Genomic DNA, 26,179 nt, shown 5'->3' with positions numbered 1-26,179 from the left:
GCCGCCTACACCGGATTCGGCGGAGCGGGATCCGGTGACGGACCCGGCAGGCCCGGGTCCGGTGTGGGGCGGCCGGGGTCCGGCAGCGGCGGCGCCGGGGCGGGACCGGGTACCGGCGGGCGGGGCGCGGGGCCGGGAACCGGCGGCAGCGGATGCGGATCAGGTTCCGGCGGAACGGGATTCGGGTCCGGAATGGGGTCCGGCTCGGGAATCGGCGGCACCGGGTCCGGTTCTGGGATAGGAGGCACGGGGTCCGGCTCGGGTGTGGGCGGGACCGGCTGGGCCGCGCTGTCACTGGACATGCCAACTCCTTCTCGTTCGGGCGATCGGCCGGGGGTTTTCCGTTCGTCCGGTCCGATCATCGGCCGGTTACCCACCGATCGCCGCGCGAACCGGTCCGCGCTCGCGCCGGGTGTGGTTCGGCCGACCAGTTTGCCGAGGACGACCGGCGGGTAGTCAGACAGGAACCGGACAACAGATGCCGATGGCTCGAGGAGCTCGTCATGACCGACCAGCGCCGCCCAGGCACCCGGAATCCGCGGTTCGGACCGGGTGGGTCAGGGGCGTCGCCCCGATCTCGCGGGATTTCCGTCACCAGGAATCACGACGTCATCCGCCGCTGGGCCGCGCAGCGCGGCGCTCGGCCCGCGACCGTGCCGGGCAGCGAACACGATGGACGGCTCGGAGTGCTGCGGTTCGACTTCCCCGGATACGGCGGGGCCGTACTGCGCCGGGTGGGCTGGGACGAGTGGTTCGCCACCTTCGACGCGAGAAATCTGCGCTTCTGGTATCAAGAGCCGAGCGCCGACCGACCACCGAGCAATTTCAATCGCTTGGAACCGCCGCGATAGCCGGTAGGCCGCTGGCGCCCCCGTGAGGCCGGTCACCGTCACTCCTGCGCGATGGGCGCATCCGGATGATGTGACGCAAGGCACTCTGCCGCAGCGCGTTCCCTCGGCAACCTCGCTGTTGCCACTTGTCTCGTCATGCTCGGTGGCGACCACCAAAAAGGTTGTTATGCAGCGCTTTTCGTAGAATCTACCGTTCCTGTACAGTGCTCGCGGCGCGCGAGGCCCGCACTGCGCCGCAGCCCCCTTGTGCCCCTGAATCGGTGGGGCGTATAGCGTCGAGGGAGCAAGCAAGAGGCCCCGCATCGGTCTGCCGGACGTTTACCGGCCGGGCACAGGGGTACTCGTAGCCGAGCAAAGGTTGCTCGAAAAGCGGAAGGTCGCGTCGGTATGGGGATGCGGTAGTCCGCATCGTGACGCGCTTTCGCATGTCTGCAAGGGATAAGGTCTTGAGCGCAAACCTGATGATCGTGGAAGACGACGACCGGGTCCGTGGTGCGTTACGGCTCGCTATGGAGGACGAGGGGTACGACGTCGACGAGGCGGAGGAAGCCGAGGACGCGCTCACTCATCTGCGCAGCAATGGTGTTCCGGACGTGATGATCGTCGATCTGATGCTCGGCGGCATGGATGGATTCGAATGTATCCGGGAGATCCGCCGCGATCACGACGTTCCGATCATCGTGGTCAGCGCCCGTGACGACACCCACGACGTGGTGGCCGCGCTCGAGGCGGGGGCCGACGATTTCGTGACCAAGCCGTTCGAGATCAAGGAGATCACCGCCCGCATGCGCGCGGTGCGCCGCCGCTTCCGGCTGACCGCCGAGCGGGAGACGCCGCAGGAGATGGTGCTCGAGGCCGACGACACGGCTCCGCTGGTCTTGGCTCAGGACAGTGGCGTGGTGCGCCGCGGCGACGAGGAGATCCGGCTCACGCTCACCGAATTCCGTTTGCTCTGTGAGCTGGCCGAGTCACCGGGCCGTGTGCTCAGCCGCACGGTGCTGCTCGAGCGCGTATGGGACCGCGGGTTCTTCGGGGACGAACGCATTGTGGACGTGCACATGCGCCGTTTGCGCACGAAAATCGAACGGGATCCGTCCGATCCGCGCATCGTGGTGACGGTGCGCGGGCTCGGCTACCGCCTCGATGTGCGCCGCTGAACGCTGCCTCTACGCCGAACGCTGGAATCCGAACGCCTGGAGCCTCCGCGCCCGGGTGACCGCCGCCTTCGCGACCATCGCCGCGCTGATGTCGCTGGTCCTGGTCGTTTCGGTGTTCGTGATCAGCCGCGGCTACTTGGAAGCGCAATCGCCGGGCGATCTCCACGCCGCTCTCGATCTGTTGCGCAACGTGCTGATCGGGTGCGCCGGCGTGGTCACCCTGATCGGGGCGGGGGTCGGATGGTGGGCGAGCAGGCGGGTGCTGACCCCGCTGCACCAGCTCGCGGGCACGGCAGCGCGGATCGCCTCCGGCGACCTCGGCCAGCGGTTGCCCGCCACCGGTGACCAGGATCTGGCGATCACCGTCGAGTCGTTCAACACCATGGTGGATTCGCTGCAACGGCGTATCGAGCGGGAGCACCGGCTCTTCGGCGACGTCAGCCACGAGTTGCGTACCCCGCTGACCACCTTGATGGCGAGCGTCGACGTACTCAACCGGCACCGCGGCGATCTGCCGGAGCGTTCCCAGCGAGCGCTCGGTTTGATCACCGCCGAGGTCGACCACCTGCGCAAACTGCTGGACGACCTGCTCGCCCTGGCGCGAGTGGAAGCGGGCATGCACCACGGCGACGCCGAGCCGCTGTCGGTGCGCGACCTGCTGGTCCACACCCTCGGCGACCGGCGCTACCCGGGCGAACTGCTCACGGTGCGTCAGGACGTCACCGTGCGTGGCCGCAAAGTGGAACTCGAGCGCGCGGTGGCCAACCTGCTGCACAACGCCGACCGGCACGGTGGCGGTGTGGTCGCGGTCACCGTGGACCGCGAGGGCACCGACGCGGTGCTCACCGTGGACGACGCCGGCCCCGGCGTAGCGCCCGCGGACCGGGACCGGATCTTCGAACGATTCGCGACCGCTCGCAGCGGCCGCCGCTCGCCCGACGGGACGGGCATCGGCCTTGCGTTGGTCGCCGAGACGGTCGCCACTCACGGCGGCCGGGTGCACTGCACCGAACGACCCGGCGGGGGCGCGCGATTCGTCGTGCGGCTGCCCCGGCTCGGCGACATCAATCCGTAATACGACCGTAAAGAAGTCGACTGGTTCACCTCAAAGTCGCTTCGTAAGCCTGGAAAAGTACTGCTGATCGACGAGGGAGTTGTATGTCACTGCCAACCCTGTCCCCAGCGGCGATCGAGCGATCACGCGTCGGCAACGCCGCGGCCGCTCTCGGGGCCACCCCGTCTCGGAAAGAAACGGGAACGGCCGTGGTCCTGCGTACGCCCCGTTTGGGGGACGGCGCTCCGATGTGGCGCATCGCGAAGGATTCCGCAGTGCTCGATGTCAATTCGAGCTACGCGTATCTGCTGTGGTGCCGGGATTTCGCCGGGACATCGGTGGTCGCCGAACTGGACGGCCGCGTCGTGGGATACGTGATCGGCTTCGTCCGCCCGCAGGCGCCCGACACCGTGTTCGTCTGGCAGATCGCGGTGGACCGCTCGCAGCGCGGCCGCGGCATCGGCGCCGAACTGCTCCACACGTTGCTCAACAGTGTTGCGGCTCAGGGCGTTTCGGTGCTCGAAACGACCATCTCGCCGGACAACGCCGGTTCCATCGCGCTGTTCACGTCGGTGGCGCAGGCGCGCGGCGCCGATCTGACCAAGCGTCCCTTGTTCGACGCCGGCGTCTTCCCCGACAGCCACGCACCCGAAGACCTGTATCGCATCGCCCCGACCGCCCGCACCACCGAGGAGGATCACCGATGATCAACGCCGACACCACTGTTTTCGAGAGCCTGGAGTCGAACGTGCGCGGTTATTGCCGTGCCTGGCCCACCGTGTTCACCACGGCGAAGGGCAGCTGGCTGCGCGACGAGGAAGGCAAGGACTACCTCGACTTCTTCGCCGGCGCCGGTGCGCTGAACTACGGCCACAACAACGACGTGCTCAAGCGTGCGCTGCTGGACTACATCGCGAGCGACGGCATCACCCACGGCCTGGACATGTCGACCGCGGCCAAGCGGGACCTGTTGGAGACGTTGCGCGACACCGTGTTCACTCCGCGCGGCCTGGACTACAAGGTCCAGTTCCCCGGCCCCACCGGCGCCAACGCGGTCGAGGCCGCGCTCAAGCTGGCGCGCAAGGTCACCGGTCGCGAGACCATCGTCAGCTTCACCAACGCTTTCCACGGCATGACCCTCGGCGCGCTGTCGGTCACCGGCAACGCCGCCAAGCGCGCCGGCGCCGGTGTGCCGTTGGTGCACGCCGCGCACATGCCCTACGACGGCTACTTCGACGGCACCACCGCCGACTTCCAGTGGATGTCGAAGGTGCTCGACGACACCTCGTCCGGTTTCGACCGCCCGGCCGCGGTCATCGTGGAGACGGTGCAGGGCGAAGGCGGCGTCAACGTCGCCCGCGCCGAGTGGCTGCGGCACCTCGCCGGTCTGTGCGCGGAGCGGGAGATCCTGTTGATCGTCGACGACGTCCAGATGGGCTGCGGCCGCACCGGACCGTTCTTCTCCTTCGAGATCGCGGGCATCACCCCCGACATCGTGACGCTGTCGAAGTCGATCGGCGGCTACGGCCTGCCGATGGCGCTGGTGCTGTTCAAGCCGGAGCTGGACGAATGGTCGCCGGGTGAGCACAACGGCACTTTCCGCGGCAACAACCCCGCGTTCGTCACCGCGACGACGGCCCTGCGCCACTACTGGTCCGACGACGCCCTGCAGACGGCGACGCAGGCCAAGGGCGAGAAGATCGCGCGGACTCTAGGGGAGCTGGCCGAATACTTCCCCGGTGTCTCCACCCGGGGTCGCGGCCTGGTGCAAGGCATGGTGTTCGACGATCCCTCGCAGGCGGGCAAGGTCTGCCAGATCGCCTTCGAGCGTGGACTGCTGGTGGAGACCTCCGGTTCCACCGACGAGGTGGTGAAGCTGCTGCCGCCGCTGACGGTCACCGACCAAGAGCTCGACCAGGGCTTGCAGATCCTGACCGGCGCCGTCGAGTCGGTGTGCGGCGGAATGGGGGCAATCGCATGATCGTGCGCACCACCGCGGAAATCACCGGCACCGAGCGCGACGTGGCAGGTGAGGGCTGGCGCAGTAAACGCATCGTCCTCGGGGGCGACGGCGTCGGCTTCTCCTTCCACGAAACCACCATTGACGCCGGAACCGTGCACGAGTTCCACTATGTGCATCATGTGGAGGCCGTGTGGCTCGTCGAGGGCGAGGGCACGCTGACCGACCTGGACAACGGCGTCACCTACGAGCTGGCCCCCGGCTCGATGTACCTGCTCGACGGACACGAACGGCACCGTTTGGAGGTCCGCACCACGATGCGGATGATGTGCGTGTTCAACCCGCCGGTCACCGGGCAGGAGGTTCACGACAGCGACGGCGTCTACCCGCTGGTCGCCGCGACGATCGGAGGTTGAGCTCACCAATGGTTCTGCAGCACACCGAAACCCGGCCCGAGACGGCTCGCTACGATCGTTACCCGACCCGTCTCGGCGGGCCCGCTCCGCACTTGGAGCGTGCCGACCCCGCGGTGTGGGGGGAGATCGAGAGCCCGGAACTGGCCTCGTTCGACGCCGACGGGTTCGCCATCCTGGACCAGCTGCTCACGCCCGCCGAAGTGGCCGAGTACAGCGGCGAGATCACCAGGCTGGCGAACGATCCCGCGCTGCGGGACGACGACCGCGTCATCGTGGAGAAGTCGTCGAACCGGGTGCGTTCGGTCTTCGAAGTGCACAAACTGAGCGAGGCGATCGCCGACCTGGTGCGTCAGCCGCGGGTGCTCGGGCTCGCCGAGCAGGTGCTGGGATCGAAGGTGTACGTGCACCAGAGCCGGGTGAACTATATGCCCGGTTTCCGCGGCACCGGTTTCTATTGGCACTCCGATTTCGAAACCTGGCACGCCGAAGACGGCATGCCCGCGCCACGCGCGGTGAGCCTGTCGATCGCGCTCACCGACAACTATCCGATCAACGGCAGCCTCATGGTGATGCCGGGCTCGCACCACACCTTCGTGCCGTGCCTGGGCAGCACTCCGGCCGAGCACTATCGGGAGTCGTTGCAGGAGCAGGAAATCGGCGTGCCGACGACCGACGACATCACCGCGCTCGCGAACCGGTACGGGATCAGCCAGTTCACCGGCCGGGCGGGCTCGGCGCTGCTGTTCGACTCCAACCTGATGCACGGGTCGTCGAACAACATCACGCCGTTCCCGCGGTCGAACATCTTCGTGGTGTTCAACAGCGTGCACAACACGCTCGTCGACCCGTTCGCCGCGCCCGCGCCGCGACCGGACTATATCGGTAGCCGCGATTTCACGCCGCTGTCGGACTGAATCGAGAGCCGCCCCGCGCGGGCGGCTCGCCCACCTTCCTCGGGGTGAGCCGCCCGCGCGGGGCGTTTCGCATGGCATCCCGGCCGCTGCGGGCGGAGGTCAGACCAGCCGCCGGATCGCCTCCGGGCCGAGGTCGGCGATCGTCGGGTACCCGTCCACCGCCATCAGCAGATCCGCTTCGGCGAGCAGCGACCGCACCACGTGCACGAGGCCGTCGACGCCGCCGAGGGCCAGCCCGTAGGGATAGGGGCGGCCGATCCCCACGGCCGTCGCGCCGAGCGCCAGCGCTTTGACGATGTCGGCGCCGGTGCGGATGCCGGAGTCGAACAGCACGGGCAGACCGTCGGCCGCCGCCACCACCTCCGGCAGATGCTCGATCGCCGGGATGCCGCCGTTGGCCTGTCGGCCGCCGTGATTGGAGCAATAGATGCCGTCGACGCCCGCGTCCTTGGCGCGCCGGGCGTCGTCGGGATGACAGATGCCCTTCAGCACCAGCGGCAGGTCGGTGAGTGACCGGAGCCACGCCAGATCGTCCCAGGTCAACGCGTTGCCGAACAGTGAGATCCAGGTCAGAATGGCGGTTTTCGGGTCCTGCTCGGGCGGGCTGGGCAGCAGGCCGCGGAATACCGGATCGCTGAAGTAATTGGCCAGGCAGTGCCCGCGCAGCTGGGGGAAGTTGGAGACCGCCAGATCGCGCGGGCGCCAGCCGGGCACCCAGGTGTCCAGGGTGACCACGATGGCCTTGAAGCCCGCGGCCTCGGCCCGCCGGACCAGGCTTTGCGCGAGGTCCCGGTGGGTGGGGGTGTAGAGCTGGAACATGCCCGGGGTGTCGCCGAACTCCGCCGCCACCTCCTCCAGCGGATCCACCGTGAGGGTGGAGGCGATCATGGGGACGCCGGTGCGGGCCGCGGCCTTCGCCGTGGCGATGTCGCCGTGCCCGTCCTGGGCGCACAGGCCGATCACGCCGACCGGGGCCAGGAAGATCGGCGTCGGCAGCGTCATCCCGAACAGCTGGATCGACAGGTCGCGAGTCTTGCTCGCGCGCAGCATGCGGGGGACCAGTCCCAGCTTCTCGAAAGCCGTCACGTTGGCCCGTTGGGTGAGCTCGTCGCCTGCCCCGCCCGCCACGTACGACCAGATGCTCGGTGGCAGCGCTGCCTGAGCCTTCGCCTCCAGCTCGGCGTACGTCATGGGGAGATCGGGCAGCACGCCGCCGAGTCCTTGGAAGTAGATCTCGTTCTGGTAGTCGCCGAAGTTGGTCACGCTGCTCCTGTCCTCGTCTCGATGCATGAATGTATCCGATACGTTCCTGTAGCAAGTACGGTTCCGGTCAGGCGCGCAGCGCGCGGTACAGGGTCAACCAGCGATCGGGGGAGACGAGTCCGACCGGCTGATCGAGCGGGATGCCTGCCGCGCCGCAGGCGTGGTGGACAGCGCGGGCGGGGAATTCCCGCCGCAACGACGCGGCCACGCTGCCTCCGACACCCGAGAAACCGAGCTCCACCACTCTGCGGTAATCACGGATCCACTCGCGCGGCAGCATCGGAGCGGGCCGGTTGCGCAACCGCAGGATCGCGGCGTCGACTTGCGGCACCGGATAAAAGTTGTGCCTGCCGACGCGCGCGCCCAGTTCGATCGCCGTCGTGGGCCAGTAGCCGACAGCGAGTTTGGTCCACCGGCCGTAGTCACCCGAGTGCTTGCGCGCGAACTCGAGCTGCGTGAGCAGGGTGGCGGAGGTGAGCCATCGCGCGGCCAGACACCAGCGCACGATGTCGGTCGTGATGGCGAACGGCACGTTGGCCACGACCGCGAACGGCTCCCGTGGCGGGCGCACCGTGCGGAAATCGCGCTGCCGCACGGTGATGCGCGGGTCGTCCGCGTACCGGCGGCCCAGCAGCGCCGCATAGCGCGGGTCCTTCTCATAGACGTGGACGCGGCTGCCCGCGTCGAGCAATCGCCTGGTCAGCATGCCGTCACCGGGCCCGACCTCGAGAACGAGGTCGTCGGCGGTGACGCCCGAGTGGTGCACGATCAGCCGGGCGACGCCGGCATCGCGGAGGAAATTCTGCGACAGGGCTTTCCGCGTGCTCGCGGGACGGCTCCCACGGCTGCGGGCGCGCGGAAGGGAACGATGGCGGGACATGGGTGTCCTCCGAACGGAGTGGTCGAATCGGGAAGGTCGATTCGCCTGGACCCATGCCAGGGCACGAAGAGTTCGGCGACCGCTACCGGCCGTCGATGCGGATTCCGCTCGAACGATTCAGCAGATCGGAGCGATACGGTGCGCCGGCACAGGCCAGGCCTCCGTGCGCAGCCTGATGTAATACGCGCCTGCCGCGCACGCTCCGTTCATGCCGGGACTGCCACCCATGTCCGGCACCGTACGGCAGGCGCGCAGCGGGGGCCAGTTCTTTTCGGGTCACCGGGATGTCGGCTGACCCACCACGTCCGGATCCAGCAGCTCGGCGGCGAAAGTCCGCCAGGACTTGGCCTCCGCGTGCTTGCCGAGCTGGTCGAGCAGATCGGCGAGTTCGGCGATGGCGCGCGGCTCGCGGCGGTCGGCGGCGGTGCGCCACCAGGATTCGGCTCCGACCGGATCGCCGCGCCGTAGGCGCACCATGCCCAGTTCGTAAGCGGCGCCCGCGTGTCCGGCCTCGGAGGCCTGGGCCCACAATCCGCACGCCTGTTCTTCCTCGCCCCGGCGGTACATCGCGACACCCAGGTCGTAGAGCGCGCCGCGAAACCCGGGATCGCCCGACTGCCTGGACTCGCTCGGGCGCGGCGCATCGACCGTCGCGGATCGTTCGGCGGGCTGCCCGTCGGGAGCCGGTGCGGTGGAAACGTCGATGTTCGGCGGTTTCGTTGGTGTACTCGCTGTGGGGCGATCGTTCGCGACGGCCGGACCGGGTGCACGCGCGGTAACGGGCGCTGCGGGTGTGGGGGGAACCGGTTTGCCGAGGATTGATGCCGCCGGGGCGAGTTCACGCTTCACTTGCGCGACGCGGGCATCGGGAGGCTCGGTCGCGACCGGAGGCTGCGGATGCGCGCCGGTGGACTCGAACGCGGGATACGAGTCGCGCGCGGCCCAAGAGTCCGTGACCAACAGGCCGGGATCGGTGCCCGCCCGGCCGGCCGGGGGTGGGTTTGCGGTAGAGCGCGGGAAGGATTGCAAGGGATACGGGTCTGCCGGTCCGGGCTCGGACCGAGGGGGCGAAGGTGGTGTCGGGGGCCGTGAGTGCGTGCCGGTGGGGTCGAATGCGCGATCGGTGTCTGCTGCGGTCCAGGATTTCGACGAGAACGGGTCGGAGTCGGTGGGCCGACCATTCGGCGCGGGGCGGGGAGGTGGCGGGAAGGCGGGGGCGGGCGGCGCGTTGCCGATCGATAGGCCGGCGAGAGAGCGGGCTGGGTCTTCGGGCGGATGCGTGTGCGCGACCGGCGGTCCGAACATGCCGTACGAATCCGCCGTGGCTCTTTCGTTCGCGGCCAGAGGATGGGAATCCAATCCGCGGGAAGGTACTTCCTCCAGCGCGGACGGGTTGTGCGGGCCCGGCGGCGGGGCGATGTGCTCTGTTTCGAGTGGCGTGTCGGGGCCGAATGGATCGGGCACGCTGTGCGCGGCGTCGGTTGCGGGTGGTTCGGCCGACGGGCTCGGCACGGCGGGTGTGTCGTCCGGAGTTCGGTCACCGGAAACCGAGCCCGGAGCATCCGCAGTGGACCGTGCCGCGCGAGACGATTGCACGTTGCCGAACAGGTTGCCCGAGCGTCGCGGTTGCGGGTTCTGGCCCATTTGCCCGTTCGCCGCGGACGGTTCGGCGGCGAGCCGCTCCACCGGTGCCACGGAGGCGGTCGTGGGCCCGGCGGCGTCGATTCGCGGAACCGGCATGGTCGGCGCGGTGGGAGGGCCCGCGGAGGCGGCGGAACGGGGGCCGGGCGGGCTCATGCCGATCGGAGTCCGCGCGAGCGGTGCGGGAGCTGACGCCTCCGGTGGAACGGGTGTGGGTGCGGTGGACAGCTCCACGACCAAGTTCGCGAAGTTCGGCGGTCCCTCGCCGATGCTGCACCACAGCACGACCCGCCCGTTGGGCTGATGCTCGACGACGATGCCGTAGTTGCCCGACCAGGACTTATGGGTGCCGAATTCGTCCACCCAGACCGGGGTCAGGGTCACCAGGGTCACCGGTGCGGTGGGTGTGACGGCGAAACTGACGCCCGCGGCCAGCGCGTCGCTCCACGCGTCGACTCCGGCGAGTGAACGTCCGTGCAGGTCGAGGTAGCCGTCGACGACCGACAGCCCCATCCCGAGCCCGCGCAGCCCGGCGGGAGGCGCCGCCGAGATCATCGTCAAGGCGACGGTGGTGGGCGCGGGGCCGACCTGCTCGGTGTACATCGGGTAGACCATGCTGCCGTGCCAGAGGATCGGATCCGCGCTCTGGTAGCGCGCGGCCAGCGGCAGCTCTTCGGGCGTATTCCGGGCAGCCCACGACGAATACCGCTCGTTCACTGTCGCGCGCCTGCCTTTCCACCCGATCCCTACCGCCGCCCCCGCGCCGGGCGGCGGGGTATACCGTACTCGCCGCGAACCGGAACTGCGCCGCAATCCCCTGGCGGTAGGTAATGGCCCGAGCGCCAACGCTACCGGGGAGTTCGCCCCATTTCCCAATGCTGCACAGTGACGTGTCCGGCCGCGGAGCCGGTAGGTGAGCGGCCGGAAGGAGGTGTGGTGCGGGCCCTTCCGGCTACCGATGTCCGGCGGCGAGGCGTCCCAGTGCGGCCAGATCCTTTTCCAGTGTCCGGAACAGCCAGTACACGCCGACGAACGCCACAGCGCTACCGGCGCCCAGCACCCGCAGGGGCACGATGACGGCGGGGATGTCCTCCGGTGGGATGAACGTCGCCCCCACGACACCCAGCAGCGGCACGGCGGCCGCGACAGCCAGGAAGTACGTGCTGTCGGCGTCGAGCTGCCGCAGGCGACGCGCGTCCTGCGCGCCGAGCCCACCGTGGGGAAGGAACATCGGGTAGAGCGACCGCACCGCGTAGAAGGTCACCAAGAAATACGGATATGCCATCGCGATGGCGCCGCAGACGATCTGGGTGAGGAAGAAGTGCACGTAGGAGGCTGCGGTGATTTGATTGCCGGACACCTGCACCGACACCGGGACCGCCACGCCCGCGATCGCCCAGAGCGCGAAGCACGTCAGGACGTTGCGTCTGCCCAGCCGCAGGGTGTCGGCCCTGGCCCGTGCGAGCGTCGCCGAGTCGTACGAGCGCCCCTTGCGCAGCCCGCGCGCGATCGACCAGAGCCCCGCCAGGAGCAGGTTGGTCGCCACGAAGCCGATCAGGAAGCACACGGCGTAGGTCGCCAGCGCGATCTGGTCGAAGCGGTGCTGGGCCTGCGCGTCGAGTTTGTCGATGATCAGTGTGCGATTGTGGTTGTAGCTGTAGAGGATCGCGAGCGCATTGGGCACGCCGACGGCCAGGGCCATGATCGGGTGCCTCAGCGTGCGAGCGCGCAACCTCCAGCTGCCGGGTGGCGGATCGACGAGGTCGCGGGCGCGGGCGTCGAGGCAGACCGCCAGCTGCTGGGCCATGTCGGCGCCGGAGGACCATCGTTCGGCGGGGTTCGGATCGAGCGCACGGACGAGGGCACGCTGCAACGCCTCGGGGCAGTCCGGGGGCAGATCCCGGTAGGGCAGGGCGCGGGGGCTGCGGGATCGGCGTCGGAGCATGGCGTCCAGGGCGGTGCGGTCACCCCCGGCCGCCGCGTCGTCGTCGAACGGTTTCCGGCCGGTGAGCAGTTCCCAGAGCACGACCGCGAGGGCGAACAGGTCGCTGCGAGTGTCCAGATCCTCGGCGGTCGCGGGCAGATCCGGATGCACCGCGGCGAGTTGCTCGGGCGACATGTACGCCAGTGAGCCGCCGAAGTAGGCCAGCGGGCTGTCTCCGGGGACGTTGCCGCTGAAACTGATGTTGAAATCGGCCAGCTTGGGCACGCCGTCGGCGGTGAGCAGCACATTGGCGGGCTTGACGTCGCGGTGCAGCACACCGGCCCGCCCCGCGTGGTCGAGCGCTTCGGCCAAGCGGCGCCCGAGCCATGCCACGGTCTCGGGCCACGTCAGCCCGGCCAGCTCTGCCCGCTGCGGCGATTCACTGGGTTGGATCTCACCTTTCGCGGCGAGTACGCCATCGATGACGTCGAGCAGCATCGCACCGCAGCGCCGGGCCTGCGGTGTCGCGCGGACGCGTTCGAGCACCGTGAACAGCGTCCCACCCGGCACGTACTGCATGTACAGCAGGCGCAGTTTCCGGTCCGCCAGGACGCGCTGGTCGAACACTCGCACGATGTAGTGGTGGTCGAGCTGGGCCAGAGTCTGGGGCTCGGCGCCTTTGTCGCGGGAGATCTTCACCGCGACCAATCGCTGCATCGACCGCTGCCGCGCCAGGAAGACTCGGGCCAACGCGCCGCGGCCGCGGCCGGTCATCAGGTCGAAGTCGTCGATCCGCTGACCGGCCGCGAGGTCGTCCAAGTTCGCCGGTTCGGGGGCGACCGTCAGCAGCGTGCTGTGGTAGTCGTCGGTCGCGAGCATTTCCGACAGCTGGTCGGCCTGGTCGGGGTAGGCGGCGGTGTACTCGGCGACGTCGACCGTGCCGCCCGACTGCCTGCGGACGTGGAACTCCTCGTAGATCAGATCCGGCGGTAACGGCCAGGTGCGCAGTTCCGGGAGCTCGGCGGCGTAGTCGGCCAGCCGTTTCGGAGCGGCTCCGCGGCCCCACCGGTTGGCCAAGTCGACCTTGATCAGTTCGATCAGCGACACCCGGCGGATGGCGGGGGAGTCCGGAAGGTAGTCGGCGAGATCCGGCGGAGTCGCCGCCGTCCGCCATGCGTCGGCGAAGCGCTCGACCACGTCGGCGATTCCGGTGCCCCGCGTTTCGATCGGCGATCGGTCCGCTGCGACCGTCGCCCCCGGAACCGGCGGGGCGGGGTGCGCCATGGGGGCATCGTATCGACCTGAGCCGCTTCCGCGGAACGCCGCCCAGTCGACCAAGCGCTTGCTACCCTCGATCGATGATCTCCACGGTGGTCTGGGGCACCGGCAATGTCGGCCGGGCGGCCATCCGGGCCGTCGATGCCCACCCGGCGCTGCGTTTGGCCGGGGTGCTCGTGCACGATCCGGTGAAAGTCGGCCGCGACGCGGGTGCACTCGCCGGACTCGACCGCGAACTCGGTGTGGCCGCTGTCGATGACGTAGGCGAGGTTCTCGACGCCCGCCCGGCAGCGATCGTGTACGCGGCCTCCGGTGATATCCGACCCGACGACGCGCTCGCCGACATCGTGCGGGCGCTACGCGCGGGAGCCGTGGTCGTCACGCCGGCGCTCTACGCGCTCTACGACCCGCGCAACGCACCGCCGGAGATCCGCGACCCGGTGCTGGCCGCGATCGCCGAGGGCGGCGGATCGCTGTTCGTCTCCGGCATCGACCCGGGATGGGGCAACGACGTGCTGCCCCTGCTGATCAGCGGGCTCGGCAGCACGGTGGAGACGATCCGCTGCCAGGAGATCTTCGACTATTCCACCTACGATCAGCCGGACTCGGTGCGCTACCTGGTCGGCATGGGACAGTCGATGGACTATCTGCCGCCGATGCTCGCGCCGTCGGTGCCGACGATGGTGTGGGGTGGGCAGATCCGGCTGATGGCACGGGCGCTCGGTGTCGAACTCGACGAGATCCGCGAGACGCTGGACCGACGCGCCTTGGAGGTCACCGTCACCACGACGTCCATGGGCGAGTTCGCGGCGGGTACCCAGGGCGCCGTGCGTTTCGAAGTCCAGGGCATCGTCGAAGGACAACCGCGTCTGGTCGTCGAGCACGTCACCCGCATCCATCCGTCGTGCGCACCCGATTGGCCCACGCCGGCCGACGGCGGCGCGGGGGCGCACCGCGTGATCATCGAAGGTCACCCGCGCATCGAGGTGACCGTCGAGGCGACCGACGAAGACGGCAACCGCTCCGCGGGTGGCAACGCCACGGCCGTCGGCCGCCTGGTCGGCGCCATCGACTGGCTGGTAGCGGCGGAACCAGGACTCTACGACGCACTGGACGTCCCGCTGCGTCCCGCGGTCGGCAAACTCGGAAGGAAGTACCCATGATCATCGACGTCCCCGAGGGCAAGGATCCGATCGGCTACGTCTGGGGCGAAATGGTGCCCGGCATCGGCATCGCCGCCTCGAACTTCTCACTGTCGGTCTACTCGCACAGCACGCTCGGCCTGCGCGAATTCGAGGCCGCCCGGCTGCGCATCGCGCAGATCAACGGTTGCCTGTTCTGCATGGACTGGCGCACCGAACGCGACGGGGCGAAGGTCGAGCCCGAATTCGCCGACGCCGTCACCGAGTGGCGCACCACCGACGCCTTCGACGAACGCACCCGGCTCGCCGCCGAATACGCCGAACGCTACGCCACCGACCACCACAATCTCGACGAGGAATTCTGGAGCCGGATGTTCGCCCAGTACAGCCAGGCGGAAGTGGTCGAACTGAGTATGAGCATCGGCTCCTGGCTGGCGTTCGGTCGGCTGAATCATGTTCTCGGATTGGATTCGGTCTGCGTGCTGCCCGGCCATTCCGCCGGTTCGTGAACGTGGGAGTTACTCCGTAATTCTGGAAACCCACGCGGGCTGCCCGTCGACCAAGCCCAGTTCGAACTCCTCGGGTGCGTCGAGGACGGCGTCGAGTTGGCGAAGCGCCCGATCGGCGGAGATCTCCGCGGGAAAACGGATGTATTCCAGGGTGGCGCCGGATATCCGAGCCCGGAATCGGTACCGGAATTCGACCTGCCCCGCATAGGTCAGCGCGATGCGGCCCTGCCAGTCGATATCGTGCCTGCCGTCGGGGCGGCGGGTGAAGAACACTTCCTGGTCGGCGACCGAGTCGTGCCCGAGCAGATAGATGTTGAACGCCAGGTATTCGACGTCGTCGGCGTGTGCGAGCGGCAGCGGATCGACCGTGAGACGTTGCGGCTGTTCGGACTTCAGCAGGAAGGGACGGCCCGGCGCCGCGGCGCGCAGCCCGGTGGCGTCGTCCTCGCCCCAGTACGTGGACGACAGCGTGCAGCTGTGATAGTTCTGCCAGACGATCGGCGACAGCCAGTCTTCACAGGTCTCCTCGCCGCCGGCGGGATCGCGTTCGGCGTCGTATGCCGCGGAGCGCAGGTGCAGATCGAACCACAGGCCGCCGGCCTGGTCCATGCGGCCGGTCCACGCGAACTCTTCGATCGCGTGCCCTTCCGGCCACGGATTGCCCGGGAACACAATTCTCCCGGCGGGCGAGAAACGCACCAGGTCGGTCCTTTCCATCCGACACACCCTAGCGACCGAGGCCGACAAATTCGACATGCCAGAATCGGGAAGCCGCGCCCGGTCGCGGCCGCGCTTCAGGCGTTGGCCGGTGCCTCCTCCTCCGGCTGGTCTGCGGGTGGCTCGTCCACCGTCCGCCTCGGCCCGGTGAACCAGGCCCGGGCCGAGACCAGCCACCAGATCCCGATCGCGCCCACCACGCCGACCAGCGTGATCGGCGCGTAATTCACGGTGGTCCAGGTGAATTCACGATGCCACGGATATCCGCGGGCGTCGGTGGGCAGGATGAACAGCACGCTGATCAGCGCGATCCACAGCAGCGCGACCACTCCGATCGGGCGGTACCACGCACCCAGTTGCCACGGGCCGGTACGGAAGCGGGTCCCGTGCCGCTGCCGCAGCAGGATCGGAATGCCGTAGGCGATATAGAGCCCGATGGTCGCGATCGAGGTGGCCGCGGCGTAGGCGGTCGGAGCGTTCGCCGGGGGCACCAGCATCGACGGAATCAGCAACACGAACGCGAAGAACGAGATGAAGAGCACGGCGTGCACCGGCACCTTCCGCGCGGAAAGCCGCGACCAGAATCTCGACCCGGGCACCGCGCCGTCGCGCGCGAAGGCGAACAGCATCCGGGAGGCGGAGGTGACCGAGGCATACCCGCAGAACAGTTGCGCGACCGCCGCGATGATCAGCAGCAGACCCGACCAGAACCCGCTCAACGAGTTCTCCAGGATGTAGATCACGGGGTAGCCGCTGTTCTTGCCGGGATCCAGTGCGTCGTCCAGATTCGGAATGGCGAACGTCACCGCCATGATCAGCAGATAACCGGCGATCGCCGACACGACGATCGTGTTGATGATGCCTTTGGCCGCCATCCGCGACGCGTCGTGCGTTTCCTCCGACATGTGCGCGGACGCGTCGTAGCCGGTGAACGTGTACTGCGCGTGCAGCAGGCCGAGCAGGAAACTGAACGCGACGCCGCCGAATCCGATCGCGCTGTTGTCGACCGTCTCGGTGAAGACGAATTCGGCGCTCTGGTGGTGTCGCGCGCCGAACCCGAGCACCAGCACGAAGATCGCCACGCCACCGACATGCCACCACGCGGAGACGTTGTTGATCACCGCCGACAAATGGGGACCGACCACGTTCAGCACGGCGTGCAGCACGAGTATCGCGGCGAACACCAGGAAGATCGCGGTGCGGTCGGTGCCGATATCGATCCCGACGACGTTCAGCACGACGGTGGTGAAGATCGCCGCGCCGTAATCGATCGCCGCGGTGACGGCGATCTGTCCGATCAAGTTGAACCAGCCGGTGAACCACCCCCACACCGGGCCGCCCAGCTCGGCGGCCCACCAGTACAGCCCGCCGGAGGTCGGATAAGCGGAGGCCAACTCGGCCATGGCGAGCCCGACGAGCAGCACCATGATCGAGACCAGCGGCCACCCCCAGGCCATCGTGATCGGGCCGCCATTGGCCAAACCTATGCCGTAACTGGCCAATCCACCGGTCAGGATGGACACGATGGTGAAACTGATGGCGAAATTGGAGAAACCCGACCAGGACCTGGCCAGTTCTTGTTTGTAGCCCAGTTCGGCGAGCCGACGTTCGTCGTCGGAAGGGGGTCGGATCTCGGTCATGTCGTGCTCCCGGGTGAAAACGCTGCCCTCATACCGCGTTTGCCAGAAGATCAGTGTGAAGTACCGATCGGTCAACCGCAGCGCAACCAGCAAATCCGTGCAACGGCGTCCCCGGCGCACGTCCAGGAGACGCCGACCGTAGCGTGGGGACCATGAGCGAGCGACTGGTGGTCATCGGTGGTGACGCGACGGGCATGTCGGCGGCCTCGCAGGCGCGCCGGATGAAGGACGCGAGCGCGCTGGAGATCGTCGTCTTCGAACGCGGCGGGTTCACCTCGTACTCGGCCTGCGGCATCCCGTACTGGGTCGGCGGGCATGTCGACGAGCGGGACGCCCTGATCGCCCGCACCCCGGAAGAACACCGCTCCCGCGAGATCGACCTGCGACTGCACACCGAGGTGACCGAGATCGACGTCGAGGGCGCCCGCGTGCGCCACCGTGACCGGGAGACCGGCGCGTCGGCGTGGTTGCCCTACGACCAGCTGGTGATCGCCACCGGCGCTCGCCCGGTGCGGCCACCGCTGCCCGGCATGGACTCCGATGGCGTGCACGGCGTCCAGACCCTCGACGACGGGCAAGCCTTGCTCCGGACGCTGGAGCGGGCACGCGGCAACCGCGCCGTCGTGGTGGGCGCCGGCTACATCGGCGTGGAGATGGCGGAGGCGCTCATCCGGCGCGGCTACGACGTCACGATGGTCAACCGGGGCCCGGAACCGATGTCCACGCTCGACCCCGACATGGGCGCCCTGGTGCGCGATGCCATGTGCGGCATGGGCATCAAGGTGGTCGGCGACGCGGAAGTGACCGAGCTGCGGACCGGTGCCGACGGCCGGGTGTCCGCGGTCGTCACCGACACCGCGGAATACCCCGCCGACGTCGTGGTGCTCGGCATCGGCGTGCGCCCGGAGACCGAACTGGCCCGCGCCGCCGGTCTGCCGCTGGGGCAGTACGGCGGGTTGCGGACCGATCTCGCCATGCGGGTGCGCGGTTACGAGAACATCTGGGCGGGCGGCGATTGCGTCGAGGTGCTGGATCTGGTCTCCGGCAGCGCACGCCACATTCCGCTGGGCACGCATGCCAACAAGCACGGTCAGATCATCGGCGCGAACATCGGCGGGGGATACGCGGTCTTTCCCGGCGTCGTGGGCACCGCTGTCAGCAAGGTATGCGAACTCGAGGTAGCCCGGACCGGGCTGCGTGAGAAGGACGCTCACGCGGCGGGCTTGCAATACGTGACCGTCACGGTGGAATCCACCAACCGAGCCGGCTACTACCCGGACGCCCAGCCGATGACGGTGAAGATGCTCGCCGAACGTTTCACCGGCCGCTTGCTCGGCACGCAGATCGTCGGCCGCGAGGGCGCGGGCAAACGCGTCGACATCGCGGCGGTCGCACTGACCGCGCGGATGACGGTGGAGCAGATGACTATGCTCGACCTGGGCTACGCCCCGCCGTTCTCCCCGGTGTGGGACCCGGTTCTGGTCGCCGCGCGCAAGGCCGTCACCGCCGTTCGCCGACGTGGGTAGCGCGCTCAGGCGCCGAACAGTTCGAGCAGCTCGCTCTTGCCGAACATGACCGCGGCGTCGCGGGCCGACGGGGTGCCCGCGTCGGGGTCGGCCCCCGCCGCGGCGAGTCGCCGCACGATCTCGGTCTCGCCCTTGAACACCGCTCCGGCCAGAGGAGTCCGGCCTTTGTCGTTCGCCCGGTTCGGATCGGCCGAACGCTGCAGCAGCGCTGCCACCGTCTCGGCGTGCCCGTGGTAGGCGGCGAGCATGAGCAGCGTGTCACCGGCCTCGTTCGTGAGGTCGACCGGCACGCCCGCGTCCACGTAGGCGGCCAGCCTCGCGGCATCTCCGCGCCGAGCGAAGTCGAACACCTTGGTGGCCAGTTCGAGCAGTTCCGGGTCGATTTCGTCGGCGTTCATCCGCTCACTCCTGTCATGGGCCGCGCGCGGGTCAGCGCGTCGCCGCGGATTTTCCCAGTTGCTCCCGCACGATGCGCAGATCGGCGACGAACGAATCGTAGGCGGCGGTCCGATCGGGCGCGCGCAGTACCGACGACGGGTGCACGGTGGCGATCGCGCGGAAGTCCGCGGTCTCGACGACCTCACCGCGTCGTTCGCTGACCTTGAACGCAGGGCCGAGCAGCGCCTGCGCGGCGATCGCGCCGAGACACACCACCAACCGTGGTCGCAGGAGGTCGAGCTCGGCGTCGAGCCACGCCGAACAGGCGACCACCTCGGTGCGGCCGGGCTGCTTGTGAATCCGGCGCTTGCCGCGCTCCACGAACTTGAAATGCTTCACCGCGTTGGTCACATAGACGGCGTCGCGGTCGATGCCGACGTCCGCCAGCGCCCGGTCCAGCAGCCGCCCCGCCGGGCCGACGAACGGCTGCCCCGTCACATCCTCCTGATCGCCGGGTTGCTCGCCGATCAGCACCACGTCCGCGTCCGGGGGACCGGCGCCGAAGACCGTCTGCGTGGCGTGGCGGTAGAGATCGCACCCGCGACAGTCGCAGGCCGCTTTCCGCAGCCGCGCCAGATCCGCGTCCTCGGGTACGAACATCGCGGCGCCGGGCGCCTTCGTCACTGTCCGCCTCCTGCCTTCGGCGAGGCCGCGACGGCCGTCGCCGAACTCCGCTGCCGCTTGTGCTGGTGGCGGCTTACCCGTTTCGGCCGCCCTCACGCGCGGGTCGCGAATCTCCGTCCCACGTGCTGAACGAGGTGACATGGGTCGGTATAGTCGCCGCGGATGAGTAGTGTCACCGCCCCCGCCGGAACGCCGATGTCCCAGAACCGTCGACTCGGGCGTGTGCTGCGGGCGGCGCCGGTCCTGTCGCTCGCGTTCTCCGCGTTCTGTCTCCTGACACCGGTCTGGCCGTTCCACAAGATCACCGGTGGGTTCATCGACCTGCAGGTGTATCGCCTGGGCGTGGATGCCATGCGGCACGGCGCCGACATGTACGGGCAACTACCGCAGACGACCATCGGGGCGGGCCTGCCGTTCATCTATCCGCCGTTCGCCGCGCTCGCGCTGGGTCCGTTCGCGATGCTGCCATGGGACGTGGCCGCCTTGAGCTTTTTCGTCTCCTCGGTGGCCGCGCTGGCTATCACGCTCTATCTGGTAGCACGGCGGGTATGGGCGGAGGAGTCGCAGCGTCGACTGGCGGCGTGGGCCACCGCGTGCGCGACTCCGTTGGGTCTGCTGCTGGAGCCGATCCACTCCACGCTGGATTTCGGTCAGGTCAATCTGCTGCTGATGGCTCTGGTCGCCGCCGACTGCCTCACGCACAAGCCGCGCTGGCCCCGGGGGATGCTGATCGGCATCGCGGCCGCGATCAAACTGACGCCCGCGGCGTTCGTGCTGTACTTCCTGGTCCGCCGCGACTACCGCGCGGCCGCGACCGCGGCGGTCACCGGTGCGGCGGCGACGGCGCTCGGCTTCGTGGTCCTGCCCAAGGAATCCGTCAAATACTGGTTCGGTGGTCTCGGCAACGTGTCCGGGCTGAGCGGCTCGGCATTCCATACCAATCAGTCGATTCAGGCGGTGTTCTCGCGGTTCGAAGTGCCGGAGCCCGCGTTCACCGTGATCTGGCTGGTCCTCGGCGCTCTGTTGCTGACGCTGGTCGTCGCCGCCATGCGCCGGGCCGCCGACCTGCCCGCGCTCGCGCTGGCCCTCAATGCCGTCTTCACTCTCCTGGTTTCGCCGATCTCCTGGTCGCACCACTGGGTGTGGATCGCACCCGCGTTGTTCGCCGTGGTCGGATACGCGACCCGGCTGCCTGTGCGTCGCGCGATCGGGTGGTGGGTGACGTGCGTGGTCACCGCGGCGGTGTTCGTCATCGGACCGCACAACTGGCTGCCCGACGGCGAGCATCGGGAAACCGCATGGACGCCCTGGCAGCACTTCATCGGCAACACCTACGTCTGGTTCAGCGTGGTGCTGGTGGTGCTGTTCCTGCTCGCCGGGAAGCGGACCGTCGCCGGCGGCGCGAACCCGTCGTCCGAGGAGCCGGTTCGGACCTCCGGTGACGCGCCCTCGCTGACCGCACGCTGAGGCACGGGGCCGGGTGACGACCCGTCGCCACGTCACCCCATGCCGGGCGCGGAGGGCGCGACGAAGAGGAAGCTCTTCTCTTCGATGCGCTGCTTGATCCGCCATCGTCCGGCTACGCGGACGAACGTGTCCAGGTACCAGAGCCCGCACAGCATCATCGTCGGCGGCCCGTCACCGCCGGACACCATCATCGGGTTGTGGCACATCGTCCGCCCGGTGGCCGTGTCGCCGTCGACTTGGATGGACGAGTTGCTGATCAGGTGCTGGAAGGCGGGGAAGTTGGGCAGAACGGAGGCGAGGAACTCCTTTGTCGCCGCCAGATCGCCCACCGAGCCGCCCATGGCGGAGTAGTCGATGTGGGCGTCGGGGGTGAACACCTCGTCCAGCAGGTCCCACTGCCGGGTGTCGACCGCGTGGGAATACCGCACCATCAGGTCTTCGATCTCGAGTCGATCCGAAATCTCCTGCAACGACAGCATGCCGCCTCCGATCGAACGTCGATACCCCGGCTATGCCACCAGGATTCGGCGTGTGAGGCAAGGTCCGTGCGGTTACGTCTTGTGCGGCAGGATGTTCAGTACCAGCGTGAGCCCCGCCACAATGCTCACGCACGCCACCAGGGTGGCGAACGCCGATTGGGTAAGCGTCGCGATGCCGATCGAAAAGGCAAGGCACGTGGTCAAAGCGAGCGCGCCGGTTCCCGGTTCCACACCGGCGATCCGGGTTGGTCGGTGATCCGTCATAGCTATGTAATACCCACGCTGCCCCGTTACGAAACCGTGATAGACAGTCCGCTTTCTGTAGCGGCCTGTTCGCAGGTAGGCGACCATCCGGCGTACAGTACGTACGTACGGTTTGGTAGCGACCCTGGAGCGGCCTGTGTGGGATCCCCGGCAATACCTCGCGTTCGACGACCATCGCTCCCGCCCCTTCTTCGACCTGTTGTCCCGCGTGACGGCGCACGAACCGCGGGTGGTGGTGGACCTGGGCTGCGGCCCGGGGCACCTCACGGCGGTCCTCGCCCAGCGCTGGCTCGGCGCGATCGTGCGAGCGCTGGACTCGTCGCCGGAGATGGTCGCGGCCGCGCGTGAGCGCGGGATCGACGCGACACTCGGGGCGGTGCAGGACTGGCAGCCGAGTCCGGATACCGATGTCGTCATCAGTAACGCCGTTCTGCATTGGGTGCCAGGACACCCCGATCTGCTGGACCGATGGATGCGTCGGCTCCCCTCGGGCGCATTCCTGGCGGTTCAAGTACCCGCGAACTTCGACGCCGCCGCGCATCGGGCGATCCGCCGAGTGGCCGCCCGCGACGAGTGGCGCGACAGCCTGGACCGGGCGGGCATCCTCGAACCGCGAGCGGTGCTGGATCCCGGCGAGTACGCCGACCTGCTCAGCGCGGCGGGCGGGGCTGTCGACGCCTGGGAAACGACTTACTTGCAGCGCTTGACCGGTGACGATCCCGTGCTCGAGTGGGTCATCGGCACGGCGCTGCGACCTGTGCGCGGCGCGCTCGATGACGGGCAGTGGCAGGAGTTCATCGCACAACTGGCCCCGTTGTTGCGCAGCGCCTACCCTCGTCGGGCCGACGGCACGACCTGGCTGCCGTTCCGGCGCGTCTTCGCCGTTGCGCAGAAACGGTAGCGCGGGGGTAGGCGAGTGCGGACAAGACCCGGACAATCACATGTCCGCGCACGGTGCCCGTTCGTGGCGCCGCGGCGGCCCGGCATTCGGCGGCGGCGCCTCGATTCGGTGCGTGGCTCGTCACCGAGACTGCTCGTGTGCCGTCGAAAGCAGCCGGTCTACCCGGCTGCGCAGTTCACCGGTCACGCCGATCGACGGGAGTTCGGCGGCCACATTGGCCGCGAGAACTCGCAGCTTGGTGTTGGTTTCCTGGGATCGGACGCGCAGGATGGCGAACGCTTGCTCGGCGTCGAGGCCGTAGACGAGCATCACCGCGCCCTTGGCTTGTTCGATCACCGCCCGCGCGGCTACCGGATCGAGGTCACCGGCCGCTGTGCCGTCAGCGTCATAACTCACACGCACGCACTACCCGTCCGAGGCCGTCTGACACGGGCTCCTGGCGGAGAAACCATGACGCGGCGGATGTCCTCGTCCACGCGGGAGGGTTGACGCGAGCCCTGCGGATCGCGATACTTCGAACGTCATAGCGATTGCGTATAACTCGTCCTGTGGAAACGCTACGGAGACAGATCAATGATGATCCATACGGCAGTCGATACATTTCTTCTAGCTCAGGTGGACGATCCGGTCCCCGAGGCTCCCCCGAACTCGGAGAAAATCCTCCAGCTCTTCCGATATTTCACGTGGTTCGTGATTCTCTCGGGAGTCACCGGAATCGCCTATGCCGGCGGTAAGTTCGCTTGGGAGAAGTGGAACGGTGGTCCACTCGCTTCGGCGAAAATGGTCGCAGGCGGCATGCTCGGCGGGGTCATCGCCACCAGCGCGGGGACGATTATGAATGCGTTGATCGGCTGAGGCGGTCGTCCATCCGCGGTGTCCGCCTCGCCGTCAGTCGTCGACCTCCAGTTCGACCAATTGAGCTGGGGTGAAAGATTTCTCGCGCCGGTTGGTTTCCACGCCGAAAACGGCGACCACGAGGTCGCCGCCCGGCTGGACCACTCCCGCCTGTGTGAGGGTGCCGTACCCGACGACGGATTCGCCCACGTGATCGGCGAGTTCCGCGGCGGGCACACGAATCGTCCTGCTCATGAGGCACCTCTATCGGGTCGAAGTGTCACTGGCTGCGGTGTCACTGTTCGCAGGAATCGATCCTAATCCGCGGTGACAGCCGCCGAACCCTCCTGTTGCCGCCGAATCGCATCGCGGCGCCCGAACCGCGGCAAACTCCGCCGTCAAGACGGAATTCCCTGTGCCGTAACGATTTACCCTCGCGATCTTGACCGGTTCGTGACCAGCGTGAGCGCGTCGGCGACCTTCGCCTGGAAGTGCGGGCACTCGCGGAAGTCCTCGGCCGCGCAGTCGAGAGCGTGTGAGATCGTCTCCAGCGCGGCGGTTGCCTGCGCGATCCGATGAACGAGCTGATCTCGGTGCGCGCGCAGCAGCTCGCGGCGCGCGGTCCGGTCGGACGCCGCGGCGAACAGTGCGACGAGCTCGTCCAGCGCCAGACCCGACTGCTTGCCGAGCAATATCATCGCCACGGTCTCCGCGTCGTTGTGGTGATACCGGCGCCGACCGGCGCCGTCCCGCCGCGGCGCGAGCAAGCCGACGTCCTCCCAGTGCCGCAGTACATGGGTGGCCAGGCCGAAACGTGCCGCGAGCTCACCGATCGAGATGTCGCCGCCCGTCATAGCCGCACTCTAGGCGACGCGCGCGGTGAGCCGCGCGTACAGCCCGATCGGATGACGCCGCAGACGCACCGTCTCCCGCCGTACCGTCGCCGCGTCGAAAAAGCGCCGTAGCGTGCTGAGCTCGGCCGCGGCGCGCACGAATCGGAAGTCGTAGATCGCCACCGCGCCGCCGGGGCGCAGTACGCGTGCCAGCTCCGCGGCGGCGCGGTCCGGATCCGGCCACTCGTGCATGCTCAAACTCGAGACGACCAGGTCGAAGCTGTCGTCGGGGTAGGGCAGCGCGGCTACGTCGCCGACCGCCAGTTCGGCCGCACTGCCGGAAAGCGTCGTTTCGGCGATATCGATCATGTGCGGGGACAGGTCCACGCCGTGCAGCCGCAGATCCGGTCGACGAGAACGCAGCTCTGCCAGCAATTTTCCCGGACCCGTCCCCACGTCCAGCACCCATGAGCCGGGTCGCGTGGCCGCGTCGATGTCGGCGGCGATCCGGCGGTAGAGACCCCCGAGCAGGCGAGATGCCCGCTGGTCGTAACCCCGGCTCTGTTTTTCTCCGAACGTTGTCATGATCAACCTCTCCTCGTCGTGCGCTCAGCTTGCGAGTTGAGGTCGACCTGAAGTCAAGAGAAGCCGCGGTGTGGGTCCGGCGTTCACGGCTGTGCCGGGTACTTCCGCGTGAGCCATTGCTGGAAGGTAGGCCCGGCGAGGATGGCACCCGGACCGGGCAAAAGGGCGCCGTCGGCCTGCAGTTCGTGATTCGGGTCGTCGAGGTCGACGACCTCCTCCACTCGGGCCGGTTCACCCCGCCGAGCGGCCACCTCGGCTACGGCGGCGGCGAGCTCGAGCTCTTCCGGTCCGGCGATTTCGACCGATCCGGGCGCCGTCTCGGCAACTGCGAGATGCGCCAACTCCTCTGCGACGGTGCGGGCGGCCACGAGTTGGGCTCGATACTTCGGGACGTAGGCGGTGTCACCGCGAGTGGTCCAGTCGAGCATCATCTCGGTGAATTCGTGGAACTGTGCCGCGCGCAGGATCCGCACCGGCACGGGACCTTCCCGATAGGCGGTCTCCTGGGCGAGTTTCCCAGCGTAGTGTCCCGCGGTGAACCGATCGATTCCGATGATCGAAACCAGCGCGATCCGCCGCACACCGGCCGCGGCCGCGGCACGCTGGACATTCCGGGCGACAGTGCGGAAGAACTCGGTCACCGCCGCGGTTTCGGTGGTCGCCGCGTTGATCGCGTCCACCGCCACGTCCACTCCGGCCAAGGCGTCCCCCAAGCCTGCTCCGGTTCGGACATCCACCCCCGCTGATCGACTGATCCCCACGACCTCGTGGCCCTGGGTCCGCAGCACATCGGTCACATCCCGGCCGATCCGCCCGCTCGCGCCGACAACCGCTACTCGCATCGCAATCTCCTTCGACTCACGTTCGGTGAGTGGACGAAAC

Annotated in this window: 29 protein-coding genes; 13 read left to right on the top strand and 16 right to left on the bottom strand. The window is 68.4% G+C overall.

The window, feature by feature from the left end; genetic code table 11:
• Positions 1–5 precede the first annotated feature (5 nt).
• Complete coding sequence (locus tag GVY64_RS11845) at positions 6–302, bottom strand: hypothetical protein (RefSeq protein WP_159840569.1); 297 nt, start codon at positions 300–302, stop codon at positions 6–8.
• 201 nt (positions 303–503) lie between these two features.
• On the opposite strand from GVY64_RS11845, the gene GVY64_RS11840 reads away from it, so the two are divergent.
• The 7 genes from GVY64_RS11840 to thpD all read left to right on the top strand — a co-directional run bounded on the left by GVY64_RS11840 (position 504) and on the right by thpD (position 6,352).
• Positions 504–851: a hypothetical protein gene (locus GVY64_RS11840; RefSeq protein WP_236566765.1), complete on the top strand. Its 348-nt coding sequence runs from the start codon at positions 504–506 to the stop codon at positions 849–851.
• Between the two features lie 446 nt (positions 852–1,297).
• Entirely contained in the window at positions 1,298–2,008 is a 711-nt protein-coding gene (locus GVY64_RS11835; protein ID WP_159840567.1) for a response regulator transcription factor, read from the top strand.
• On the top strand, positions 1,995–3,083 hold the full coding sequence (locus GVY64_RS11830) for a sensor histidine kinase (protein ID WP_159840565.1): 1,089 nt from the start codon (positions 1,995–1,997) through the stop codon (positions 3,081–3,083). Before GVY64_RS11835 ends, GVY64_RS11830 begins: the two co-directional genes overlap by 14 nt.
• 227 nt (positions 3,084–3,310) lie before the next feature.
• Positions 3,311–3,769, top strand: a complete 459-nt coding sequence (gene ectA, locus GVY64_RS11825) for a diaminobutyrate acetyltransferase (RefSeq protein WP_228829656.1) — start codon at positions 3,311–3,313, stop codon at positions 3,767–3,769.
• Positions 3,766–5,043 (top strand): diaminobutyrate--2-oxoglutarate transaminase, encoded by a 1,278-nt coding sequence (gene ectB / locus GVY64_RS11820; RefSeq protein ID WP_159840561.1) that lies wholly within the window; start codon positions 3,766–3,768, stop codon positions 5,041–5,043. The genes ectA and ectB overlap by 4 nt, the downstream gene beginning before the upstream one ends.
• Entirely contained in the window at positions 5,040–5,438 is a 399-nt protein-coding gene (locus tag GVY64_RS11815) for an ectoine synthase (protein WP_159840559.1), read from the top strand. The genes ectB and GVY64_RS11815 overlap by 4 nt, the downstream gene beginning before the upstream one ends.
• An 8-nt stretch (positions 5,439–5,446) precedes the next feature.
• Entirely contained in the window at positions 5,447–6,352 is a 906-nt protein-coding gene (gene thpD, locus GVY64_RS11810; protein WP_159840557.1) for an ectoine hydroxylase, read from the top strand.
• 99 nt (positions 6,353–6,451) lie between these two features.
• On the opposite strand, the gene GVY64_RS11805 is transcribed toward thpD, so the two are convergent.
• From GVY64_RS11805 to GVY64_RS11790, 4 genes are all read right to left on the bottom strand, one after another.
• The gene (locus tag GVY64_RS11805; protein ID WP_236566764.1) at positions 6,452–7,615 is read right to left on the bottom strand and encodes a lactate 2-monooxygenase; all 1,164 of its coding nucleotides are present in this window, start codon (positions 7,613–7,615) and stop codon (positions 6,452–6,454) included.
• Between the two features lie 67 nt (positions 7,616–7,682).
• Positions 7,683–8,495: a 23S ribosomal RNA methyltransferase Erm gene (erm, locus tag GVY64_RS11800; RefSeq protein WP_159840555.1), complete on the bottom strand. Its 813-nt coding sequence runs from the start codon at positions 8,493–8,495 to the stop codon at positions 7,683–7,685.
• A gap of 276 nt (positions 8,496–8,771) precedes the next feature.
• Positions 8,772–10,853 (bottom strand): hypothetical protein, encoded by a 2,082-nt coding sequence (locus GVY64_RS11795; protein WP_159840554.1) that lies wholly within the window; start codon positions 10,851–10,853, stop codon positions 8,772–8,774.
• A gap of 235 nt (positions 10,854–11,088) precedes the next feature.
• Positions 11,089–13,344, bottom strand: coding sequence for a serine/threonine-protein kinase (locus tag GVY64_RS11790; RefSeq protein WP_159840553.1), 2,256 nt, complete (start codon positions 13,342–13,344; stop codon positions 11,089–11,091).
• 74 nt (positions 13,345–13,418) lie between these two features.
• On the opposite strand from GVY64_RS11790, the gene GVY64_RS11785 reads away from it, so the two are divergent.
• Both GVY64_RS11785 and GVY64_RS11780 read left to right on the top strand, forming a co-directional pair.
• Positions 13,419–14,501 (top strand): NAD(P)H-dependent amine dehydrogenase family protein, encoded by a 1,083-nt coding sequence (locus GVY64_RS11785; protein ID WP_159840552.1) that lies wholly within the window; start codon positions 13,419–13,421, stop codon positions 14,499–14,501.
• A complete protein-coding gene (locus GVY64_RS11780; protein WP_159840551.1) occupies positions 14,498–14,989 on the top strand; it encodes a carboxymuconolactone decarboxylase family protein in 492 nt (163 codons plus the stop codon). Before GVY64_RS11785 ends, GVY64_RS11780 begins: the two co-directional genes overlap by 4 nt.
• Before the next feature lie 9 nt (positions 14,990–14,998).
• Here the strand turns inward: GVY64_RS11780 and GVY64_RS11775 are convergent, their stop codons facing one another.
• Positions 14,999–15,706: a hypothetical protein gene (locus GVY64_RS11775; RefSeq protein ID WP_159840550.1), complete on the bottom strand. Its 708-nt coding sequence runs from the start codon at positions 15,704–15,706 to the stop codon at positions 14,999–15,001.
• A 77-nt stretch (positions 15,707–15,783) separates the two neighbouring features.
• The gene (locus GVY64_RS11770) at positions 15,784–17,346 is read right to left on the bottom strand and encodes an amino acid permease (protein WP_236566763.1); all 1,563 of its coding nucleotides are present in this window, start codon (positions 17,344–17,346) and stop codon (positions 15,784–15,786) included.
• A 152-nt stretch (positions 17,347–17,498) separates the two neighbouring features.
• Between GVY64_RS11770 and GVY64_RS11765 the strand changes: the two genes are divergently transcribed.
• Positions 17,499–18,872, top strand: a complete 1,374-nt coding sequence (locus GVY64_RS11765) for an FAD-dependent oxidoreductase (protein WP_159840549.1) — start codon at positions 17,499–17,501, stop codon at positions 18,870–18,872.
• A gap of 5 nt (positions 18,873–18,877) precedes the next feature.
• On the opposite strand, the gene GVY64_RS11760 is transcribed toward GVY64_RS11765, so the two are convergent.
• Together GVY64_RS11760 and GVY64_RS11755 are read right to left on the bottom strand one after the other, a co-directional pair.
• Complete coding sequence (locus GVY64_RS11760; protein ID WP_159840548.1) at positions 18,878–19,270, bottom strand: ankyrin repeat domain-containing protein; 393 nt, start codon at positions 19,268–19,270, stop codon at positions 18,878–18,880.
• A 31-nt stretch (positions 19,271–19,301) separates the two neighbouring features.
• Positions 19,302–19,910: a UdgX family uracil-DNA binding protein gene (locus GVY64_RS11755; RefSeq protein ID WP_159840817.1), complete on the bottom strand. Its 609-nt coding sequence runs from the start codon at positions 19,908–19,910 to the stop codon at positions 19,302–19,304.
• Positions 19,911–20,096: 186 nt separating this feature from the next.
• Here GVY64_RS11755 and GVY64_RS11750 point away from each other — a divergent pair, with 186 nt between their 5' ends.
• Positions 20,097–21,401: a glycosyltransferase 87 family protein gene (locus tag GVY64_RS11750; protein WP_159840547.1), complete on the top strand. Its 1,305-nt coding sequence runs from the start codon at positions 20,097–20,099 to the stop codon at positions 21,399–21,401.
• Between the two features lie 32 nt (positions 21,402–21,433).
• Here GVY64_RS11750 and GVY64_RS11745 read toward each other — a convergent pair whose 3' ends face one another.
• Complete coding sequence (locus GVY64_RS11745) at positions 21,434–21,880, bottom strand: nuclear transport factor 2 family protein (protein WP_159840546.1); 447 nt, start codon at positions 21,878–21,880, stop codon at positions 21,434–21,436.
• A gap of 72 nt (positions 21,881–21,952) precedes the next feature.
• Positions 21,953–22,231, bottom strand: coding sequence for a hypothetical protein (locus tag GVY64_RS11740; RefSeq protein ID WP_236566762.1), 279 nt, complete (start codon positions 22,229–22,231; stop codon positions 21,953–21,955).
• A gap of 49 nt (positions 22,232–22,280) precedes the next feature.
• On the opposite strand from GVY64_RS11740, the gene GVY64_RS11735 reads away from it, so the two are divergent.
• Positions 22,281–23,045, top strand: a complete 765-nt coding sequence (locus tag GVY64_RS11735) for a trans-aconitate 2-methyltransferase (RefSeq protein WP_159840545.1) — start codon at positions 22,281–22,283, stop codon at positions 23,043–23,045.
• Positions 23,046–23,165: 120 nt separating this feature from the next.
• Here the strand turns inward: GVY64_RS11735 and GVY64_RS11730 are convergent, their stop codons facing one another.
• Complete coding sequence (locus GVY64_RS11730; RefSeq protein WP_236566761.1) at positions 23,166–23,441, bottom strand: ANTAR domain-containing protein; 276 nt, start codon at positions 23,439–23,441, stop codon at positions 23,166–23,168.
• Positions 23,442–23,621: 180 nt separating this feature from the next.
• On the opposite strand from GVY64_RS11730, the gene GVY64_RS11725 reads away from it, so the two are divergent.
• On the top strand, positions 23,622–23,900 hold the full coding sequence (locus GVY64_RS11725) for a hypothetical protein (RefSeq protein WP_416382550.1): 279 nt from the start codon (positions 23,622–23,624) through the stop codon (positions 23,898–23,900).
• 33 nt (positions 23,901–23,933) lie between these two features.
• Here GVY64_RS11725 and GVY64_RS11720 read toward each other — a convergent pair whose 3' ends face one another.
• From GVY64_RS11720 to GVY64_RS11705, 4 genes are all read right to left on the bottom strand, one after another.
• Positions 23,934–24,134 (bottom strand): hypothetical protein, encoded by a 201-nt coding sequence (locus tag GVY64_RS11720; protein WP_159840543.1) that lies wholly within the window; start codon positions 24,132–24,134, stop codon positions 23,934–23,936.
• Between the two features lie 173 nt (positions 24,135–24,307).
• Positions 24,308–24,733, bottom strand: a complete 426-nt coding sequence (locus GVY64_RS11715; RefSeq protein WP_159840542.1) for a MerR family transcriptional regulator — start codon at positions 24,731–24,733, stop codon at positions 24,308–24,310.
• Positions 24,734–24,742: 9 nt separating this feature from the next.
• Entirely contained in the window at positions 24,743–25,297 is a 555-nt protein-coding gene (locus tag GVY64_RS11710; RefSeq protein WP_159840541.1) for a class I SAM-dependent methyltransferase, read from the bottom strand.
• An 83-nt stretch (positions 25,298–25,380) separates the two neighbouring features.
• A complete protein-coding gene (locus GVY64_RS11705; protein ID WP_159840540.1) occupies positions 25,381–26,139 on the bottom strand; it encodes an SDR family oxidoreductase in 759 nt (252 codons plus the stop codon).
• Positions 26,140–26,179 lie beyond the last annotated feature (40 nt).

Source organism: Nocardia sp. CY41 (genome assembly GCF_009829325.1).
Lineage (GTDB): Bacteria > Actinomycetota > Actinomycetes > Mycobacteriales > Mycobacteriaceae > Nocardia.
This window is presented reverse-complemented; position numbering and strand designations above follow the sequence as displayed.

Excerpts from the sequence above, each read along its gene's own strand:
- ectB (WP_159840561.1), top strand. The coding sequence starts at position 3,766 with ATGATCAACGCCGACACCACTGTTTTCGAGAGCCTGGAGTCGAACGTG.
- GVY64_RS11815 (WP_159840559.1), top strand. The coding sequence starts at position 5,040 with ATGATCGTGCGCACCACCGCGGAAATCACCGGCACCGAGCGCGACGTG.
- GVY64_RS11725 (WP_416382550.1), top strand. The coding sequence starts at position 23,622 with ATGATCCATACGGCAGTCGATACATTTCTTCTAGCTCAGGTGGACGAT.
- GVY64_RS11745 (WP_159840546.1), bottom strand. The coding sequence starts at position 21,880 with ATGCTGTCGTTGCAGGAGATTTCGGATCGACTCGAGATCGAAGACCTG.
- GVY64_RS11840 (WP_236566765.1), top strand. The coding sequence starts at position 504 with ATGACCGACCAGCGCCGCCCAGGCACCCGGAATCCGCGGTTCGGACCG.
- GVY64_RS11740 (WP_236566762.1), bottom strand. The coding sequence starts at position 22,231 with ATGGTCGCCTACCTGCGAACAGGCCGCTACAGAAAGCGGACTGTCTAT.
- GVY64_RS11755 (WP_159840817.1), bottom strand. The coding sequence starts at position 19,910 with ATGTTCGTACCCGAGGACGCGGATCTGGCGCGGCTGCGGAAAGCGGCC.
- GVY64_RS11830 (WP_159840565.1), top strand. The coding sequence starts at position 1,995 with ATGTGCGCCGCTGAACGCTGCCTCTACGCCGAACGCTGGAATCCGAAC.
- GVY64_RS11775 (WP_159840550.1), bottom strand. The coding sequence starts at position 15,706 with ATGGAAAGGACCGACCTGGTGCGTTTCTCGCCCGCCGGGAGAATTGTG.
- GVY64_RS11750 (WP_159840547.1), top strand. The coding sequence starts at position 20,097 with ATGAGTAGTGTCACCGCCCCCGCCGGAACGCCGATGTCCCAGAACCGT.
- GVY64_RS11845 (WP_159840569.1), bottom strand. The coding sequence starts at position 302 with ATGTCCAGTGACAGCGCGGCCCAGCCGGTCCCGCCCACACCCGAGCCG.
- erm (WP_159840555.1), bottom strand. The coding sequence starts at position 8,495 with ATGTCCCGCCATCGTTCCCTTCCGCGCGCCCGCAGCCGTGGGAGCCGT.
- GVY64_RS11765 (WP_159840549.1), top strand. The coding sequence starts at position 17,499 with ATGAGCGAGCGACTGGTGGTCATCGGTGGTGACGCGACGGGCATGTCG.
- GVY64_RS11770 (WP_236566763.1), bottom strand. The coding sequence starts at position 17,346 with ATGACCGAGATCCGACCCCCTTCCGACGACGAACGTCGGCTCGCCGAA.
- GVY64_RS11790 (WP_159840553.1), bottom strand. The coding sequence starts at position 13,344 with ATGGCGCACCCCGCCCCGCCGGTTCCGGGGGCGACGGTCGCAGCGGAC.
- GVY64_RS11780 (WP_159840551.1), top strand. The coding sequence starts at position 14,498 with ATGATCATCGACGTCCCCGAGGGCAAGGATCCGATCGGCTACGTCTGG.
- GVY64_RS11705 (WP_159840540.1), bottom strand. The coding sequence starts at position 26,139 with ATGCGAGTAGCGGTTGTCGGCGCGAGCGGGCGGATCGGCCGGGATGTG.
- thpD (WP_159840557.1), top strand. The coding sequence starts at position 5,447 with ATGGTTCTGCAGCACACCGAAACCCGGCCCGAGACGGCTCGCTACGAT.
- GVY64_RS11720 (WP_159840543.1), bottom strand. The coding sequence starts at position 24,134 with ATGAGCAGGACGATTCGTGTGCCCGCCGCGGAACTCGCCGATCACGTG.
- GVY64_RS11710 (WP_159840541.1), bottom strand. The coding sequence starts at position 25,297 with ATGACAACGTTCGGAGAAAAACAGAGCCGGGGTTACGACCAGCGGGCA.
- GVY64_RS11785 (WP_159840552.1), top strand. The coding sequence starts at position 13,419 with ATGATCTCCACGGTGGTCTGGGGCACCGGCAATGTCGGCCGGGCGGCC.
- GVY64_RS11760 (WP_159840548.1), bottom strand. The coding sequence starts at position 19,270 with ATGAACGCCGACGAAATCGACCCGGAACTGCTCGAACTGGCCACCAAG.
- GVY64_RS11715 (WP_159840542.1), bottom strand. The coding sequence starts at position 24,733 with ATGACGGGCGGCGACATCTCGATCGGTGAGCTCGCGGCACGTTTCGGC.
- ectA (WP_228829656.1), top strand. The coding sequence starts at position 3,311 with ATGTGGCGCATCGCGAAGGATTCCGCAGTGCTCGATGTCAATTCGAGC.